We start from the raw sequence: 17,593 nt of genomic DNA, 5'->3' as shown, positions 1-17,593 counted from the left end.
ATTCATGTCATGGCAATCCTTCAAGCAGACTTACCTTGTTAAGTTCTGGTCCCCCGTCCCGGCCGTTATCGCGGCAGGCATTCTCTCTACATATTATTTCGGCATCACCGACACCTTCTGGGCCGTGACCGGCGAGTTTACCCGCTGGGGTGGTCAGTTACTGCAGCTCGCCGGCGTTCATGCCGAAGAGTGGGGTTACTTTAAACTTATTCATCTGGACGGCACGCCGCTCACCCGCATCGACGGGATGATGATCATCGGTATGTTCGGCGGCTGTTTCGCGGCAGCGCTTTGGGCAAACAACGTTAAGCTGCGTATGCCCAAAAGCCGTATTCGCATTATGCAGGCGGTGGTTGGCGGTATCATTGCCGGGTTTGGTGCCCGTCTGGCGATGGGGTGTAACCTGGCTGCCTTCTTTACCGGGATCCCGCAGTTTTCGCTTCACGCCTGGTTCTTTGCTGTCGCTACGGCCATCGGCTCTTATTTTGGTGCAAAATTCACCCTGCTGCCGCTGTTCCGCATTCCGGTAAAAATGACCAGGGTCAGCGCCGCGTCTCCGTTAACCCAGAAGCCCTCTCAGGCACGCCGCCGTTTCCGTCTCGGGATGCTGGTCTTTTTCGCCATGGTGGCATGGGCGCTGTGCACGGCTCTGAACCAGCCTAAACTCGGCCTGGCGATGCTGTTCGGCGTGGGGTTTGGTCTGCTCATTGAGCGCGCGCAGATCTGCTTTACCTCCGCGTTTCGCGATATGTGGATCACCGGCCGAACGATGATGGCGAAGGCGATTATCGCCGGGTTGGCGGTCAGCGCCATCGGCATCTTCAGCTATGTCCAGCTGGGCGTCGAACCGAAAATCATGTGGGCCGGTCCAAATGCGGTGATTGGCGGCCTGCTGTTTGGCTTCGGGATTGTGCTGGCCGGTGGGTGTGAAACCGGCTGGATGTACCGTGCCGTTGAAGGTCAGGTGCATTACTGGTGGGTAGGGCTGGGAAATGTTATCGGCTCGACGATCCTGGCCTACTTCTGGGATGATGTTTCTCCGGTGCTGGCCACGAGCTGGGATAAGGTCAATCTGCTAAGCACCTTCGGTCCCCTCGGCGGCCTGCTGGTCACCTATGCCCTGCTGCTGGTTGCTTTTTTACTGGTTGTCGCGCAGGAGAAACGTTTCTTCCGTCGCGCAAACCTCAAAACTGAAACGCAGGAGAACGCTGCATGAAAGAGATCGTACCTGACTATCGCCTCGATATGGTCGGTGAGCCTTGCCCTTATCCGGCAGTGGCTACCCTTGAAGCGCTTCCACAGCTCAAAAAAGGGGAAATTCTGGAAGTGGTGAGCGACTGCCCGCAGTCCATCAACAACATTCCGCTGGATGCGAAAAACCACGGTTATACTGTGCTGGATATCCAGCAGGACGGGCCAACCATTCGCTATTTGATTCAGAAATGATCGTTAAGGCCTCGTCAGGGGCCTTTATCGTATTGAATTATAAGACGTCTTGATCCAGGGCAAAGCCCTCAGGCCTGACTTAAGTAAAATCTCATTTCTCTTTTGAATGAGGTTTTTGCGGTTTGATGTATTTACGAGCTTTACTGTTTTTCGCCTTACTGATTCCCTTTCACGCGCTGCCCCTGAATTTCTCTTCAACCTTTCTGCGGCTTAACTGTCCTGAAAGAGGACTTGTTGAGGTTATTCTGCACGTATACGACCATACGCAGGAACGCTGGCGAGATCATTTTGAAACCGGGGCGGGACACAAGCGCGCGGGGGACACCGAAATTATCCCGTTTGCCAACGGTGATATTCTGTTCCATTCCGTAACCAGCGACGCATTCAGCTATTTATATGATGGGGAAACGCGACTGAGGCACTGCCTTAAGCTGGACGAACGACCGGTTTATCCGTCGTTCTGAAGAGTGCAATGCAAACTGGCCACCGCGTGGCCAGTTTAGCTGGGGGATTAGAAACGATAGCCCGCAGAGAACATAAATACCCACGGATCCAGACGAGTATTGATGCTTTGCTGTTGCCCGCCCGCCTTGAAGCGTACGTCCGTATCAATATCCATGTACCAGACCGAGGCGTTGATTAGCCAGTCGCGGTTAATCAAATAATCCAGACCGACCTGCCCTGCCATCCCCCACGAATCTTTCAGGCTGAGGTCAGTCAGACCGGCCGCTTTACCGGTATCGTTAAACTTCTCATCAAAGAAGGTGGTGTAGTTCACACCGGCGCCAATATAAGGACGCACCTTGCTGTTTGCGTCGCCAAAGTACCATTGCGCCATCAGCGTTGGCGGTAAATGGTGAACCGTGGCGATATCACCGGTCGGCCCGAGACCCACGCGATGACGGAACGGCGTTGCCGCCAGAAGCTCGACACCCACGTTATCCGTCGCCATATAGGTGAATGTTAAACCTAACTGGGTGTTGTTACTGACGTTAAAACCGCCCATTCCCAGCACGTTATCCGATCCTTCCGTCGGGCGAGCCGTAGCCGAACCGGCACGAATAAAGAACTCGCCTGCTTCATGCGCATACGCGCCACCAGAGAGACTGCTTAATACAAGGGCTGCCACCGCTAATTTTTTCATATCCGCTCCATCGTTGTGGTTTTAATCGCGGATGAGAATATACTCACAAAAGAGTAATAAGTGATCTGCCACAGATCACATTAAAACCAGTAACTTAACATTCATTGATCTGGGTTAATTTTTTGTGGCGCATCCAAAAACAATAAGTTGTTTCCATGTCAATTTTTAGCATTTCGCGGTTACAAAATTTTCCCTTTTTCCCCTCTTGCTCTTCCTCTGGCGGCTGGCTAATTTATCGCTCTCACAAGTTGATTTGATGCGTTCTTCTTTTGCAGGTGTGCCATGAGTGATATTAACCCGTGCATGACGTGCGGAGCCTGTTGTGCGTATTTTCGAGTCTCTTTCTACTGGGCCGAAGCCAGCGATGGCGGCGGTACCGTTCCGGTTCATCTCACCGAGCCGTTGACACCCTTTTTGCGCTGCATGAGCGGCACGAACCAAAAGCAGGCCCGCTGCGTCGCGCTGCAGGGTGAGCCGGGGGTGTCTACCCGATGTTCCATCTATGAGAATCGCCCCAGCCCGTGCCGGGAATTTGCCATGTCGGGGGAGGATGGGCAGGTCAACGAAGCCTGCAATCGCGCCCGCGCGCGCGTTGGATTACCGCCGCTTTACAAAGATATGCTTTTCCATACAAGCCTTGATGCTGCCACAGCAGGTGCATCCGGTGTACAATTGCCGGCTAATTAACACCTGCAATACTCAAGGAGAGTGCATGTCTATCACGGCGAAGTCTGTCTACCGTGACACGGGAAACTTTTTCCGCAATCAGTTCATTACCTTTTTACTGATCGCGCTGCTATGTGCCTTTATCACGGTGGTGCTGGGCCATGCCTTCTCACCGAGTGAAGAACAGATTGCCAGTCTGAGCCAGGGCGATCACCTGGCCGGAAGCGTGGGGCTATTTGAACTGGTGCAAAACATGACGCCGGAGCAGCAACAGATATTGCTGCGCGCCTCTGCCGCGTCCACGTTCTCCGGTCTGATTGGAAATGCGGTTCTGGCTGGCGGCGTTTTACTGATGATTCAGCTGGTATCGGCGGGTCAACGGATTAGCGCCTTGCGGGCGATTGGTGCCAGCGCGCCGGTCTTACCTAAGCTGTTTATCCTGATTTTTTTAACCACCCTGCTGGTGCAGATGGGCATTATGCTGGTCGTGGTGCCGGGCGTATTACTGGCAATCGTGCTCTCCTTTGCGCCGGTGATGGTCGTGCAGGATAAGATGGGGATTTTTACCGCGATGCGCAGCAGTATCAGACTGGCATGGGCTAATATGCGTCTGGTGGCGCCTGCCGTGATCGGCTGGCTGCTTGCCAAAACGCTCCTGCTGCTGTTTGCGCCGAATTTTGCGGTATTAACGCCAAATGTTGGCGCGGTCGTGGCGAATACGCTGAGCAATCTGATTTCAGCGGTACTGCTGGTCTATCTGTTCCGCCTGTATATGTTAATTCGTCAGTAATCCTGAGGCGGGGGGCATTATTGCCACCCGCCCCGCTCAAAAGATGGAATCACAGAATGAAGCAGTTTCTTGATTTTTTACCGCTCGTGGTCTTTTTCGCGTTTTATAAGCTGTATGACATTTATGCGGCGACCACGGCGCTGATCGTTGCCACCGCTGTGGTGCTGATCTACAGCTGGGTTCGCTATCGTAAAGTCGAAAAAATGGCGCTGGTCACCTTCGTGCTGGTCGCCGTGTTCGGCGGACTGACGCTTTTCTTCCATAACGATGAATTTATCAAGTGGAAAGTGACCGTCATTTACGCGTTGTTTGCGGGCGCACTGTTAATCAGCCAGTGGGTGATGAAAAAGCCGCTGATCCAGCGCATGCTGGGCAAAGAGCTGACGCTGCCGCAACACGTCTGGTCCCGTCTGAATATTGCCTGGGCGGTCTTCTTTATTCTTTGCGGTCTTGCCAATATCTATATCGCCTTCTGGCTGCCGCAGAATATCTGGGTCAACTTCAAGGTCTTCGGCCTGACCGCGCTGACCCTTATCTTCACGCTGTTAAGCGGCGTATATATCTACCGCCACATGCCGCAGGATGACAAGCACTGATTAATGACTGACCGGAACGTCAACGACAGACGTTCTGGTCTATTCTCTCCGCACGCGAATCATAGTAGCATCCCGCCTGAAGTCTTCCGTTACGAGTTAAAACAATGACAACAACTAACGCCCCGCAGGGCGAACTGGTTTTACGCACACTGGCAATGCCCGCTGACACCAATGCCAATGGCGATATTTTTGGCGGCTGGCTGATGTCGCAGATGGATATGGGCGGCGCAATTCTGGCAAAAGAGATTGCTCACGGACGCGTGGTGACCGTGAGAGTGGACGGCATGACCTTTCTGCGCCCGGTTGCGGTGGGCGATGTGGTTTGCTGCTACGCACGCTGCGTCAAGCGCGGCAACACCTCTATTTCAATCAACATCGAAGTCTGGGTGAAGAAAGTCTCTTCTGAACCTATTGGGCAGCGTTATAAGGCCACTGAAGCGCTGTTTATTTACGTCGCAGTGGACAGCGAGGGTAAACCTCGTCAACTCCCGCAGGCCTGATCGACAGGCAAAAAAAAGCCTCCTTTCGGAGGCTTCTTTTATTCCATCTGCGCCCCGCCGTTCAGGCGGAAAACGATATTGACGATCAATCCGCTGCCCGGCTTGCCCGGCTCATAGCGCCACCTGCGCATGGCAGATTTCACTTCGCGCTCAAACATATTAGAAGGTTGCGCAGACAAGATTTCCACGTTATCCACTCGCCCATCCGCGGTCACGTCAAATTTCACCCGTACGCGGCCTTCAATACGTAAGGCCTGGGCTCGCGCCGGATACTGAGGCTGGTTGCGGCTTACGGCGCGCGGGCCCGAAGGCGCGGTAACTGTTGGCTTTGACGTCGTTGCCGTATTGTTCATCACCGGACGTGAAGGCGCTGCATTTTCTACCGGCTGAGTCGCTCGTGGTTCAACCGGACGTTCCTCGCGTTTCGGACGCTCCTCAACCTTCTTCACCGGCTTTGGCTTCGGCTTGGGTTTTGGCTTCGGTTCAGGTTTGTGGATCACCACCGGCGCTTCCTTCGGTGGTTCAGGAACGGGCTCGGGTTCTGGCTCCGGTTCAGCCACCGGCTGTGGCGGTGGAGGAGCAACCTGCGGCGGTTCGAGATCCGCTGGCGAAACCATCGTCACGGAAATCGGCTGCGCGGGCGCGGGCATTTCAATAACCTGATGAACCGAGGTATACAGCAGACCCGCCACAACGGCACCGTGAATCACGACAGAAAGCAGCGTCGGCCAGGGAAAGCGGCGAGGTAAATCAAGGGTCATCGAAGTCATAATCATCAACGTTAAAAAACCGAACCCTGATTTTAAATGCAAATAGCAATCATATTCAATAAGACACTTTGTTCTGGCGCAACTTTAGCGCCAGAGAGGCCAAAAAAGGCGCAGTCAGATCAGGGTATTAACATTGTTTTTATTTTACATTGCAGCCGTATGCCCTTTCACATAACGTAGCTGACACTTTTACCGGTTAAGGAGCTTCGCCGTGTTTTACGTGATTTACTCTGAAGATGTTGCTGATTCACTTGAGAAACGCCAGTCTGTCCGCCCTGCTCACCTGGCGCGTTTGCAGCTGCTCCAGGATGAAGGCCGTTTACTGACCGCCGGCCCCATGCCTGCAGTAGACAGCAACGACCCGGGCGCAGCCGGTTTTGCCGGTTCCACCGTTATCGCCGAGTTTGAATCTCAGGAAGCCGCTCAGGCGTGGGCCGATGCAGACCCGTATGTTGCCGCAGGGGTGTATGCGAAGGTGACGGTCAGACCGTATAAGAAAGTGTTTTGATGTAAAAAGGCTCCCGCAGGAGCCTTTTTTCACATCAATGCAGCGACGCCAGTCGCGCCGCAAACCCAACGAACAGCAGCCCTATTAGCCCGTTCCCCAGCTTTGCCAGTTTCTTTTTCGTTTTTAGATAACGCGTGACAAACGCACCGGAGAAGATCAGGAAGCTCATGTACATAAAGCTGATCAACTCCAGCGTCGTCGCGAGGATCAGGAAAGAAGTGCCGGTGCTCTCCGCATTCACATCAATGAACTGAACGAAGAACGAGACGTAGAACAGAATCGCTTTGGGATTGGTCAGGCTTAACACCAGCGAACGCTTCATGATCATGCTGGCAGGTTCGGGGCCGCTTTCATGAGCGTTCTTTTGACGGTTCACCACCGACCAGAGCATTTTCCCCCCCAGCCAGAGCAGATAGAAAGCCCCGAGATAGCGCACGATATTAAACAGCACCGGCGTGGTCTGGATTAAGGCCGCAACGCCCGCCCAGGCCAGAAACATCAGCACCGCATCACCGATAAATACGCCCGTGGCGGCAAGATACCCTTTTTTAACGCCGTGACCGATCCCGGTTTTGAGCACAAACAGGGTATTCGGCCCCGGTACCAGCACGATAAAAAATGCGCCGACAACGTACGTCCAGAAATTCAGTACACCAAACTCCGCAAACACTTCTCCCTCCTTTTGCAAAACACAACAGAAACAACGCTGCAAATACGCTATTCCCTAAAAATCAGACGCTAAAAAATCAGCGGGCACCATTACGGTGCCCTCATGGTTTCAGATATCCTGGACTGCGAACAGCAACGCGTTGCGGTGCCGGGTCAATCCACATTTTCTGATGGCGTGAATACGCATATTGCGGCGGGATTGTGCTTCCAGCCAACGAGCCTTGCGACGACTCACCTGTCGCAACATGCGCCAGCGCCCTACTTCAGTTCTACTGCGCTTCATGTCTACAACTCTTTCTCTAACACTTCTTCTCTAAAAGAAAGGCCATTATAAACCCAACCCGGCGGCAAACCAGCGCTTTTACCTGGCGTTTTTATTTGCCAGATGAATCCTGATGCGTACACTCATAACAATACGCTTTCAAAAGGATTTTTTTACCTATGACAACCTTCTACACCGTGGTGAGTTGGCTGGTCATTCTGGGATACTGGCTGTTAATCGCGGGTGTGACCTTACGCATCCTGATGAAGCGCAGAGCCGTACCCTCTGCCATGGCCTGGCTTCTGATCATTTACATTCTCCCGCTGGTGGGAATTATTGCCTATCTCTCTTTCGGTGAGCTTCATCTGGGTAAACGCCGCGCCGAGCGCGCCCGCGCCATGTGGCCTTCTACCGCGAAGTGGCTGAACGACCTTAAAGCCTGCAAACATATTTTTGCCGAGGAGAACAGCAGCGTTGCCTCGTCACTGTTTAAGCTGTGCGAGCGCCGTCAGGGAATTGGCGGCGTTAAGGGCAATCAGCTGCAGCTGCTGACCTCGTCCGACGACGTTATGCAGGCGTTAATCCGCGATATTCAGCTGGCGCGGCATAATATTGAGATGGTTTTTTACATCTGGCAGCCCGGCGGGATGGCTGACCAGGTCGCTGAGTCGCTGATGGCGGCCGCGCGACGCGGTATTCATTGCCGCCTGATGCTTGACTCTGCGGGTAGCGTGGCATTTTTCCGTAGCCCCTGGGCGGGCATGATGCGCAATGCCGGGATCGAAGTGGTTGAGGCGCTGAAGGTGAATCTCCTGCGCGTGTTTCTGCGCCGGATGGACCTCCGTCAGCATCGCAAAATGATCATGATCGATAACTATATTGCCTACACCGGCAGTATGAACATGGTTGACCCGCGCTTCTTCAAACAGGACTCGGGCGTAGGGCAATGGGTTGATTTGATGGCGCGAATGGAGGGGCCGATTGCCACCTCAATGGGCATCGTCTACTCCTGCGACTGGGAGATTGAGACCGGCAAGCGTATCCTGCCGCCCCCGCCGGACGGCAATATTATGCCGTTTGAAGAGGCCAGCGGTCACACCATTCATACCATTGCCTCCGGGCCGGGCTTCCCGGAAGATTTGATCCATCAGGCGCTGCTGACGGCAACCTACTCGGCGCGTGAATATCTGATCATGACGACGCCCTACTTTGTTCCCAGCGATGATCTCCTGCACGCGATCTGTACCGCGGCGCAGCGCGGCGTCGATGTGAGTATCATTCTGCCGCGTAAAAATGACTCCCTTCTGGTGGGCTGGGCCAGCCGGGCATTCTTTAGCGAACTGCTGGCCGCAGGAGTGAAAATTTACCAGTTTGAAGGCGGATTGCTCCATACCAAGAGCGTTCTCGTTGACGGTGAGCTGAGCCTTGTGGGCACGGTCAACCTGGATATGCGCAGCCTGTGGCTCAACTTTGAAATCACGCTGGTGATTGATGACGCCGGTTTTGGCGGTGACCTCGCGGCGGTACAGGATGACTATATCTCCCGTTCGCGGCTGCTGGATGCCAGACTGTGGGTAAAACGTCCGCTGTGGCAGAGAATTGCTGAACGACTGTTTTACTTCTTTAGTCCGTTGCTGTAAAACGTGCCCAACGATGTTAAACAGGTAGTCATCATGGAAATGGATCTGAACAATCGCCTGACCGAAGACGAAACGCTCGAGCAGGCCTACGACATTTTTCTCGAACTGGCGGTTGATAACCTCGATCCCGCAGACGTGATCCTCTTCAATCTGCAGTTCGAAGAGCGCGGCGGCGCCGAATTGTTCGACCCTTCAGAAGACTGGGCTGAGCACGTGGACTTCGACCTGAATCCTGACTTCTTTGCCGAAGTGGTGATTGGGCTGGCCGATGAAGATGGCGGCGAAATCAACGATATCTTCGCGCGCGTCCTGCTGTGTCGTGAGAAAGACCATAAGCTGTGCCATATACTCTGGCGCGAATAATAAAAAAGGCTGCGATTGCAGCCTTTTTTATTTACTCCGGCAATTCGCTGCCACAGCGGTGACAAAAGCGCGCGTCGTGTTCATGTTCGCCCTGCTGGCAATGAGGACATTTGCGCAGCTGTTTGCGGCTTTGAAATGCGCTGCTCATGTGCGTGGTAATAAGCCCGGTCGGAATGGCAATCACCGAATAGCCAATCAGTATCAGCACCGAGGCCACAATGCGGCCCAGCGGCGTATGGGGCGTGATATCGCCGTACCCCACGGTGGTGACGGTCACAATGGCCCAGTAGACGGACGCGTTGAGGGTCGTAAAGCCATATTTTGGCCCCTCAATTAAATACATCAGCGCGCCAAAAACAATCATGACGATGGCAATAAACGAGTAGAACAGAATAAGCTGATGCCGCGCGCTGACGATCGCGCTCCAGAACACGCGTAATGACGGCATAAAACGCAGTAATTTCAGAATACGTAATACGCGAATCACGCGCATCGCTCGCCAGGCAAAGACATAGCTCAGGCTAATCTCCGGCCACAGCCACATCACATAGAGCGGCAGGATGGTGGCTAAATCGATAAATCCCCAGAAGCTGAAAACATATCGGGCCGGATTGGGCCAGGCTATTACTCTGAGGAGATATTCGACGGTAAAGACCAGGGTAATCGCCAGCTCAAGCCAGACGAAGATATGCCATTCGTCGTACGTCAGATGGTATTGCGTCCCGGCACCTGACTCGATAAAGATGACCACCACGCTGAGGAGCGCGAATAAACCGCAAAGACCTTCGAAGCGTCGCCCGGATACCGTTTCAGGATCGAATAAAAAATGATAGAGCCGCCGACGGGCAGACGTGAATAAACGCGACACAGTAACCTCGCAAATAATAAGGGCTGACATCATGTCAGCCCTTGCGATTATAACGGGTCTACTTTCAGGCAGGAAACCGCATGTCGGAAACTGCCTTCCAGAACCGGTCGCGTTTTCGCACATTCCGGCCCGGCCATCGGGCAGCGCGTGCGGAACACGCAGCCTGACGGTGGGTTAATCGGGGAAGGCAATTCCCCTTCCAGAAGCTGGATGGTCTTATTCTTTTCCAGATCGGGATCGGGGATCGGCACCGCCGACATCAGCGCTCTGGTGTAAGGATGCAGTGGATTGTGGTACACCTCATCGTAGGTACCCAGCTCCACGGCATGACCCAGGTACATCACCAGCACGCGGTCAGAGATGTGCTTCACCACGGCCAGATCGTGCGCGATGAAGATCAGCGACAGCCCCATTTCGCGCTGCAGCTTCTGCAGGAGGTTAACCACCTGTGCCTGAATGGACACGTCGAGCGCGGAAACCGGCTCATCGCAGATAATCAGCTTCGGTTCGAGGATCAGCGCACGGGCAATACCGATACGCTGGCACTGACCGCCGGAAAACTCATGCGGATAGCGGTTGATAAGGTTAGGCAACAGGCCGACTTTCAGCATCATCGCCTTCACGCGGTCGCGCACTTCCTGACGAGACATCTTTGGATGATAGGTGCGCAGCGGCTCGGCAATAATCTCGCCGATGGTCATACGCGGGTTAAGTGATGCCAGCGGATCCTGGAAAATCATCTGGATATCGCTACGCACCTCGCGCCACTCGTCGGGCTTCATGCCGAGCAGATCTTTACCCAGCCAGGCCACCTTACCGTCGGTGGCTTTCACCAGACCGATAATCGCACGCGCAAAGGTTGATTTACCGCAGCCGGACTCGCCCACCACGCCCAGGGTTTCCCCTTCATACAGACGCAGCGTAACGCCGTCTACCGCTTTCAGGGTCTTCGGCGGCTGCCAGAACCACTGTTTGCCGTCTTTGATATCGAAATGCACCTTAAGGTCGGCGATTTCAAGCAGCACGTTGCGTTTTTCGTCTAATGCGTTCATACCAGCTCCTCCTGCGACTTAAAGCAGGCGCGCAGACGGCCTGGTGCAAACTCTTCCAGCGGCGGCGCGCTGTTGCAGATTTCCATCGCGTGCGGACAGCGCGGCTGGAACGGACAGCCTTTTGGCAGGCGCAGCAGGTTTGGCGGGTTGCCCGGAATGGTGAGCAGGGATTCCCCTTCCGCATCAAGACGCGGTACCGCATTCAGCAGGCCAATCGAGTACGGGTGCGCGGGCTGATAAAACACGTCGCGCGCTTTGCCGTATTCCATGGTTCGTCCGGCGTACATCACCAGCACTTTGTCACAGATGCCCGCCACCACGCCCAGGTCGTGGGTGATCATGATAATCGCCGTGTTGAACTCCCGCTTCAGCTCGTTCAACAGGGTCATGATTTGCGCCTGAACGGTCACGTCCAGCGCGGTGGTGGGTTCATCGGCAATCAGCAGTTTTGGCCGACACAGCAGCGCCATCGCAATCATCACGCGCTGACGCATACCGCCAGAAAACTCGTGCGGGAACATGCGCATGCGCTTGCGCGCTTCCGGCATTTTCACCGCATCCAGCATTTTAACCGACTCTTCAAAGGCTTCGGCTTTGCCCAGACCTTTGTGCAGCATCAGGACTTCCATCAGCTGCTCACCGACGCGCATGTACGGGTTCAGTGAGGTCATCGGATCCTGGAAAATCATCGAGATCTGCTCAGCGCGCAGCTTGTTCAGCTCGTGCTCCGGCAGGTTGAGGATTTCACGACCGTTGAATTTCGCAGAACCGCCAATCACACCGTTAGCGGCCAGAAGGCCCATTAACGCAAAGGCGGTCTGGGATTTTCCGGAGCCGGATTCACCCACGATCCCCAGCGTTTCGCCCGCGCGCAGGTTGAAGTTAAGATCGTTGACGGCGGTCACATCCCCATCCGGCGTCTTAAAGGTCACGCGGAGGTCTTTCACATCCAGCAGAAGGTTATTCTGCTGTTGCACCTGTGGCGCAGTGGCCGTTTCAATAATTGTCATGACGGCGCTCCTTAACGGTCTTTCGGGTCGAGGGCATCACGCAGGCCATCGCCGATAAAGTTGAAACAAAACAGGGTAACGACCAGGAAACCCGCCGGGTATAACAGCAGCCAAGGTGACACTTCCATTGAGTTTGCGCCATCGCTCAGCAGCGCGCCCCAGCTGCTCAGCGGCTCTTGCGTACCCAGACCGAGGAAGCTCAGGAAGGACTCGAACAGGATCATGCTTGGCACCAGCAGTGAGGCATAGACCACCACCACGCCCAGCACGTTAGGAACGATATGGCGAACCACGATATTCCCGGTAGAGACGCCGCCGACCTGGGCTGCTTCGATAAACTCTTTGCGCTTAAGGCTCAGCGTCTGGCCGCGAACAATACGCGCCATATCCAGCCAGGAAACCATCCCGATGGCCACGAAGATCAACAGGATATTCTGACCGAAGAAGGTCACCAGCAGGATGACAAAGAACATAAACGGGAAGGAGTTCAGGATTTCCAGCAGACGCATCATCACCGAGTCCACTTTACCGCCAAGGTAGCCGGACAGTGAGCCGTAGAGCGTCCCCACGATCACCGCCACCAGCGCGGCAGCAATCCCGACCATCAGCGAGATACGCCCCCCGATAGCAACACGCACCAGCAGATCGCGCCCCGAGGAGTCCGTGCCAAAATAGTGGCCCGATTCCATATCCGGCGCGCTGGACATCATGCCCCAGTCGGTGTCGAAATAGGTAAACTGCGACAGCATCGGCGCCAGGGTAACAAACAGCGCGATGATGACCAGAACCACCAGGCTGGCAACCGCAGCCCTGTTATGCATAAAGCGACGGCGCGCGTCCTGCCAGAGGCTACGACCTTCCACTTCCAGTTTTTCACTGAAGTTTTCCAGCGCCTCGCTGTTTTTCTTACTCAACATCATGGCGTGCTCCAGTTAGTAACGGATTTTCGGATCGATGACGGCATACAGCACATCGACGATAGCGTTAAAGAGAATGGTGAGCGCGCCGACAAGAATGGTCAGGCTCAGCACCAGCGAATAGTCGCGGTTGAGCGCGCCGTTAACAAACAGCTGACCAATGCCCGGCAGGCCGTAGATTGTTTCGATAACCATCGAGCCAGTGATGATCCCGACGAATGCCGGTCCCATGTAGGAGAGCACGGGCAACAGCGCCGGTTTAAGCGCGTGGCGGAAGATAATCCGACGCATCGGCAGCCCTTTCGCGCGCGCGGTACGAATGAAGTTCGAGTGCAGCACTTCGATCATTGATCCACGGGTAATACGCGCGATACTGGCGATGTACGCCAGAGATAATGCCACCATCGGCAAAATCATGAACTTCAATGCCCCGCCGTTCCAGCCGCCGCCCGGCAGCCACTTCAGCGTGATGGCAAATATCATCACCAGCAATGGCGCGACAACGAAGCTGGGTATCACTACCCCGGTCATTGCCACCCCCATTACGGCATAATCCCATTTGGTATTTTGTCTGAGCGCGGCGATAACGCCTGCGGTGACCCCGAAAACGATGGCCAGAATGAATGCCGCAGCACCCAACTTAGCTGAAACCGGGAAGCTGGAGGCCACCAGGTCGTTAACGGAATAGTCTTTATATTTAAATGACGGTCCAAAATCGCCGTGAGCCAGCTGCTTCAGGTAATTGAAGTACTGAGTGGAGATAGGATCGTTTAAGTGGTATTTCGCTTCGATATTCGCCATGACTTCTGGCGGCAGCGTACGCTCACCGGTGAATGGACTTCCCGGCGCAAGGCGCATCATGAAGAAGGAAATCGTGATGAGAATAAATAGCGTTGGAATCGCTTCAAGACAGCGACGTAGGATAAATTTCAACATTGCCCGTACCTTCTGGCGTGTGCCTATATTATGTGACGTTGGTTAGACACCGTGGGGCGAGCACGCCCGCCCCACTCATTGCCATTAATGCTTGATAATATACAAGTTTTTAACGTAGATATTATCCATCGGGTCTTTACCGGTATAGCCACCTACCCACGGTTTCACCAGACGGGCGTTAACGTAGTAGTAAACCGGAACGATCGCGGAATCTTTGTCCAGCTGCTGCTCAGCTTTAGAGTACAGTTCTGTACGCTGTGCTTCGTCAGTGGTTTTCAGCGTGTCGCCAATCAGCTTGTCGAACGCCGGGCTCTTATAGTGCGCGGTGTTGTTCGAGCTGTCGCTCAGCATGGTGTTGAGGAAGGAGGTCGGTTCGTTATAGTCCGCACACCAGCCCGCACGCGCCACGTCAAAGGTGCCCTGATGACGGCTGTCGAGGAAGGTTTTCCACTCCTGGTTCTCCAGCTTCACGTTCGCGCCCAGGTTCTTTTTCCAGATCGAGGCAACGGCGATGGCCAGTTTTTTGTGCAGATCGGAGGTGTTGTACAGCAGGCTGAAGGTCAGCGGCTTATCTGCGGTATAACCCGCTTCGGCCAGCAGTTTCTTCGCTTCCGCGTTACGCTGTTCCTGCGTCTGTTTGAACCAGTCTGGCTCGGTCAGTTTTGCGCCATCAGTGTAAGGTGGGGTGTAGCTATATGCCGGGAGATCGCCCTGGTTTTTCACCTTGTTCACGATGATATCGCGATCCAGCGCCAGCTTCAGCGCGGTACGAACGCGTACGTCGGTGAAAGGTGCTTTCTGGTTGTTGATTTCATAATAGTAGGTGCACAGGTACGGATCGACGTGAACTTCTTTAGGGATCTCTTTTTTCAGTTTCTGGAACAGCTCAATCGGCATGTTGTTATAGGTCATGTCGATTTCACCGCTGCGGTAGCGGTTGACGTCAGTCACTTCGGACGAAATTGGCAGATAGGTCACCTGGTCAATGACGGTTTTGGCGTTATCCCAATACTGTGGGTTACGGTCAAGCACCATACGTTCGTTGACCACCCAGTCTTTCAGCTTATAGGCACCGTTGGTCACGATATTGGCAGGCTGGGTCCATTTTTCACCAAATTTTTCTACGGCGGATTTTGGTACCGGGGAAACGGACGGGTGAACCAGCAGCTTATAGAAGTACGGAACAGGTTCGCTCAACGTCACTTCAAAGGTATTGGCATCGATCGCTTTTACGCCCAGATCGGTGACCGGTTTTTTGCCCGCGATGATGTCATCAATATTGGCAATATGGCCATATTGCAGGTAGCTCGCATACGGGGAGGCGGTGGTTGGATTCGCCAGACGCTGCCAGCTATAAACGAAATCTTCAGCCGTGACCGGCGTACCGTCGGACCATTTCGCATCTTTACGCAGATGGAAGGTCCAGACTTTAAAATCTTTGTTTTCCCATTTTTCTGCCACACCCGGCGCCGGGTGGCCGTCTACGTCAGTCACCAGCAGGCCTTCAAACAGGTCGCGGTTAACGTTAGACTCAGGAACACCTTCAATTTTGTGCGGGTCAAGAGACTGAACTTCCGCACCGTTGTTACGCACCAGCGTCTGCTTCTCCGCCAGTTGAACACCTGCTGGAACGTCCGCAGCCATTGCAGCGTTCCCCGCGATTAGCGCAGTTAAAATCCCCGCCGCTACCAGATTTTTTTTTGTGATGATGGACATTGTGTTCGTACTCCACTCATTATAATGACTGGCCTTCGCCAGCTGTGTAATCCCCTGTTGGGGCCTGTACAGCGCAGGAGTTTTTTTTGCTGCTGTCAGGTTCTTCTTTTACTGCTTGCTATCACCGACTTTTTTATTACTGACCGCTCGTATGGCCGTCTTGCGTCGATTCTTTACAGGCCTCCCCTGTTTGAGACCTGCGCTGGATATAGGAGATGAGAACCATATGAAAATAATTCTCATCTGCTTGTTTTATGCTGCAAAATAGTAGGCCGGAAAGTATCAAATGGCGTAAACGCGCGCCAATACATTTTGCAAATTTGTTAAGCAATTCTCTTTTACGGTGAGTACCGCATCGTTGAGGGCAGCCCTGCCGGACATCGAAAGCCACTAAAAAAAATATGACATTCAATAAGATAGAGAGATTTTTCTCTCTAAGCGCGTCGCTGCGCTATCATCGAGTGTTTTTGTACAAAAATTTAACAACTGGTTATTATTTAGCACATTCATCTAGGGGAATGTTGAAATTACTAATATCATTTCGGTTATCTCTCAGCAAGCCCCAGAGTATCATGTGAGTAAAATAACAGAGCGATCGCAGGTTTTATGCGCAGGCGGGTTTGAGGGGAATTAATAACTTATTGAAATACAAGCAATGAACATTATTAGTAAAATTTATTATGATATGTGAGCATTTCAACTTTAGTTATAGGATTTACTGATAATGACGTAAAAAAAACGGAGCCGCTGCTCCGTTCTTTCATACGAAATATCAGTGCAGCAAACCGGGGAAAATGCTTTTAATACCCGTGACAATGAATTCAATGCCTAACGCCATCAACAGCAGGCCCATGATACGCGTTATAACGTTGATGCCGGTCTGCCCCAACAGGCGCACCAGCCAGGGCGCCATGCGGAATACGCCCCAACAGCAGAGGGCGAAAAGCGCAATGGCGACGGAAAAGCCAATCAGGTGCATCAGGCTATGGTAACGCGTACCCCAGACAATGGTTGAACTGATGGCACCGGGACCGGCCATGAGCGGTAAAGCCAGCGGCACCACGCCGATGCTTTCGCGGATGGCGGTTTCTGACTTCTCCTGTTTGTTCTGTTTATCCTCGCCAAGCTTACCGCTGATCATGGACATGGCGATGGTCACGACCAGGATCCCACCCGCAATGCGGAAAGAATCAATCGAGATCCCGAAGATCTGCAGAATGGCGTCACCCAGAAAAAGGGAGGTGAGCAAGATAATAGCCACCGACAGGTTCGCGGTGAGGTTGGTCTTATTCCTGGCCGCCGCCGTCTGGTAACTCGTCATACTAATGAAGACAGGAATGATCCCCACCGGGTTGACCAGGGCAAACAAACCAATAAAAAATTTAAAATACGTTGGAAAATCAAAGAGCGTTTGGATCACGTTTTGCTCCGCTTATACACATGCCCTGGACTGACAATTTGTCGTGAGAAATCGCGCTGAAGATACCCTTTTTATCAGCATACTTCACTTGAAATCTGTACCAAAACGTTATCATTTCAGGATGTTAAACATATGTATAATCAATGATAGCCCCGCTTCCAATACTTACGTAATTATTTAACACTGGAAAAATCAGCACAAAATAACCCTGCTGAAAGGTATCAGCTTGGGAGAAAATTGACACAGATCATGATTTTCGTACTCAGAAGTGAGTAATCTTGGTTACACCCCCAGGGAGGTCACCTGACAAAAAGGGATGA

Annotated in this window: 20 protein-coding genes; 9 read left to right on the top strand and 11 right to left on the bottom strand. The window is 53.3% G+C overall.

The window, feature by feature from the left end:
* Positions 1–4 precede the first annotated feature (4 nt).
* Together yedE and yedF are read left to right on the top strand one after the other, a co-directional pair.
* Positions 5–1,216, top strand: coding sequence for a selenium metabolism membrane protein YedE/FdhT (gene yedE / locus ACJBF3_RS05570; RefSeq protein ID WP_045329370.1), 1,212 nt, complete (start codon positions 5–7; stop codon positions 1,214–1,216).
* Complete coding sequence (gene yedF / locus ACJBF3_RS05565) at positions 1,213–1,446, top strand: sulfurtransferase-like selenium metabolism protein YedF (protein WP_003856774.1); 234 nt, start codon at positions 1,213–1,215, stop codon at positions 1,444–1,446. The genes yedE and yedF overlap by 4 nt, the downstream gene beginning before the upstream one ends.
* A gap of 511 nt (positions 1,447–1,957) precedes the next feature.
* On the opposite strand, the gene ompW is transcribed toward yedF, so the two are convergent.
* On the bottom strand, positions 1,958–2,590 hold the full coding sequence (ompW, locus tag ACJBF3_RS05560) for an outer membrane protein OmpW (protein WP_045329373.1): 633 nt from the start codon (positions 2,588–2,590) through the stop codon (positions 1,958–1,960).
* A gap of 282 nt (positions 2,591–2,872) precedes the next feature.
* Here ompW and ACJBF3_RS05555 point away from each other — a divergent pair, with 282 nt between their 5' ends.
* The 4 genes from ACJBF3_RS05555 (at position 2,873) to yciA (ending at position 5,142) form a co-directional block, all read left to right on the top strand.
* A complete protein-coding gene (locus tag ACJBF3_RS05555; protein ID WP_045329374.1) occupies positions 2,873–3,277 on the top strand; it encodes a YkgJ family cysteine cluster protein in 405 nt (134 codons plus the stop codon).
* A gap of 25 nt (positions 3,278–3,302) precedes the next feature.
* On the top strand, positions 3,303–4,046 hold the full coding sequence (locus ACJBF3_RS05550) for a YciC family protein (RefSeq protein ID WP_045329375.1): 744 nt from the start codon (positions 3,303–3,305) through the stop codon (positions 4,044–4,046).
* A 56-nt stretch (positions 4,047–4,102) separates the two neighbouring features.
* Complete coding sequence (locus ACJBF3_RS05545) at positions 4,103–4,642, top strand: septation protein A (protein ID WP_032647595.1); 540 nt, start codon at positions 4,103–4,105, stop codon at positions 4,640–4,642.
* Positions 4,643–4,746: 104 nt separating this feature from the next.
* Positions 4,747–5,142, top strand: a complete 396-nt coding sequence (yciA, locus tag ACJBF3_RS05540) for an acyl-CoA thioester hydrolase YciA (protein WP_008502796.1) — start codon at positions 4,747–4,749, stop codon at positions 5,140–5,142.
* Positions 5,143–5,180: 38 nt separating this feature from the next.
* Here the strand turns inward: yciA and tonB are convergent, their stop codons facing one another.
* Entirely contained in the window at positions 5,181–5,903 is a 723-nt protein-coding gene (tonB, locus tag ACJBF3_RS05535) for a TonB system transport protein TonB (RefSeq protein ID WP_045329459.1), read from the bottom strand.
* Between the two features lie 220 nt (positions 5,904–6,123).
* Here tonB and ACJBF3_RS05530 point away from each other — a divergent pair, with 220 nt between their 5' ends.
* On the top strand, positions 6,124–6,420 hold the full coding sequence (locus ACJBF3_RS05530) for a YciI family protein (protein WP_023327637.1): 297 nt from the start codon (positions 6,124–6,126) through the stop codon (positions 6,418–6,420).
* A 34-nt stretch (positions 6,421–6,454) separates the two neighbouring features.
* Here ACJBF3_RS05530 and leuE read toward each other — a convergent pair whose 3' ends face one another.
* Both leuE and ACJBF3_RS05520 read right to left on the bottom strand, forming a co-directional pair.
* A complete protein-coding gene (gene leuE, locus ACJBF3_RS05525) occupies positions 6,455–7,090 on the bottom strand; it encodes a leucine efflux protein LeuE (RefSeq protein WP_045329407.1) in 636 nt (211 codons plus the stop codon).
* Positions 7,091–7,198: 108 nt separating this feature from the next.
* A complete protein-coding gene (locus ACJBF3_RS05520) occupies positions 7,199–7,372 on the bottom strand; it encodes a YciY family protein (RefSeq protein ID WP_086379783.1) in 174 nt (57 codons plus the stop codon).
* Between the two features lie 158 nt (positions 7,373–7,530).
* Between ACJBF3_RS05520 and cls the strand changes: the two genes are divergently transcribed.
* Complete coding sequence (cls, locus tag ACJBF3_RS05515; RefSeq protein ID WP_008502791.1) at positions 7,531–8,991, top strand: cardiolipin synthase; 1,461 nt, start codon at positions 7,531–7,533, stop codon at positions 8,989–8,991.
* Between the two features lie 33 nt (positions 8,992–9,024).
* On the top strand, positions 9,025–9,354 hold the full coding sequence (locus tag ACJBF3_RS05510) for an HI1450 family dsDNA-mimic protein (protein WP_006810881.1): 330 nt from the start codon (positions 9,025–9,027) through the stop codon (positions 9,352–9,354).
* Positions 9,355–9,385: 31 nt separating this feature from the next.
* Here ACJBF3_RS05510 and ACJBF3_RS05505 read toward each other — a convergent pair whose 3' ends face one another.
* The 7 genes from ACJBF3_RS05505 to ACJBF3_RS05475 all read right to left on the bottom strand — a co-directional run bounded on the left by ACJBF3_RS05505 (position 9,386) and on the right by ACJBF3_RS05475 (position 17,273).
* Complete coding sequence (locus tag ACJBF3_RS05505; RefSeq protein WP_045329408.1) at positions 9,386–10,255, bottom strand: ion transporter; 870 nt, start codon at positions 10,253–10,255, stop codon at positions 9,386–9,388.
* A gap of 14 nt (positions 10,256–10,269) precedes the next feature.
* On the bottom strand, positions 10,270–11,274 hold the full coding sequence (gene oppF, locus ACJBF3_RS05500) for a murein tripeptide/oligopeptide ABC transporter ATP-binding protein OppF (protein ID WP_045329409.1): 1,005 nt from the start codon (positions 11,272–11,274) through the stop codon (positions 10,270–10,272).
* Positions 11,271–12,284 carry an ABC transporter ATP-binding protein gene (locus ACJBF3_RS05495; protein WP_045329410.1) on the bottom strand — a complete coding sequence of 338 codons (1,014 nt, stop codon included), beginning with the start codon at positions 12,282–12,284 and terminating at the stop codon, positions 11,271–11,273. The genes oppF and ACJBF3_RS05495 overlap by 4 nt, the downstream gene beginning before the upstream one ends.
* 11 nt (positions 12,285–12,295) lie before the next feature.
* Positions 12,296–13,204, bottom strand: coding sequence for an oligopeptide ABC transporter permease OppC (oppC, locus tag ACJBF3_RS05490; protein ID WP_008502787.1), 909 nt, complete (start codon positions 13,202–13,204; stop codon positions 12,296–12,298).
* Between the two features lie 12 nt (positions 13,205–13,216).
* Positions 13,217–14,137 carry an oligopeptide ABC transporter permease OppB gene (gene oppB, locus ACJBF3_RS05485; protein WP_008502786.1) on the bottom strand — a complete coding sequence of 307 codons (921 nt, stop codon included), beginning with the start codon at positions 14,135–14,137 and terminating at the stop codon, positions 13,217–13,219.
* Positions 14,138–14,221: 84 nt separating this feature from the next.
* Complete coding sequence (gene oppA / locus ACJBF3_RS05480; protein WP_045329412.1) at positions 14,222–15,853, bottom strand: oligopeptide ABC transporter substrate-binding protein OppA; 1,632 nt, start codon at positions 15,851–15,853, stop codon at positions 14,222–14,224.
* 772 nt (positions 15,854–16,625) lie between these two features.
* Positions 16,626–17,273, bottom strand: coding sequence for a YchE family NAAT transporter (locus ACJBF3_RS05475; RefSeq protein ID WP_032641031.1), 648 nt, complete (start codon positions 17,271–17,273; stop codon positions 16,626–16,628).
* Between the last annotated feature and the right edge of the window lie 320 nt (positions 17,274–17,593).

Source organism: Enterobacter sp. PP-008-ECC_S150 (assembly GCF_045257065.1).
Lineage (GTDB): Bacteria > Pseudomonadota > Gammaproteobacteria > Enterobacterales > Enterobacteriaceae > Enterobacter > Enterobacter chengduensis.
The sequence above is the reverse complement of the archived record's forward strand: the minus strand, read 5'-3'. Positions and strand labels throughout refer to the sequence as shown.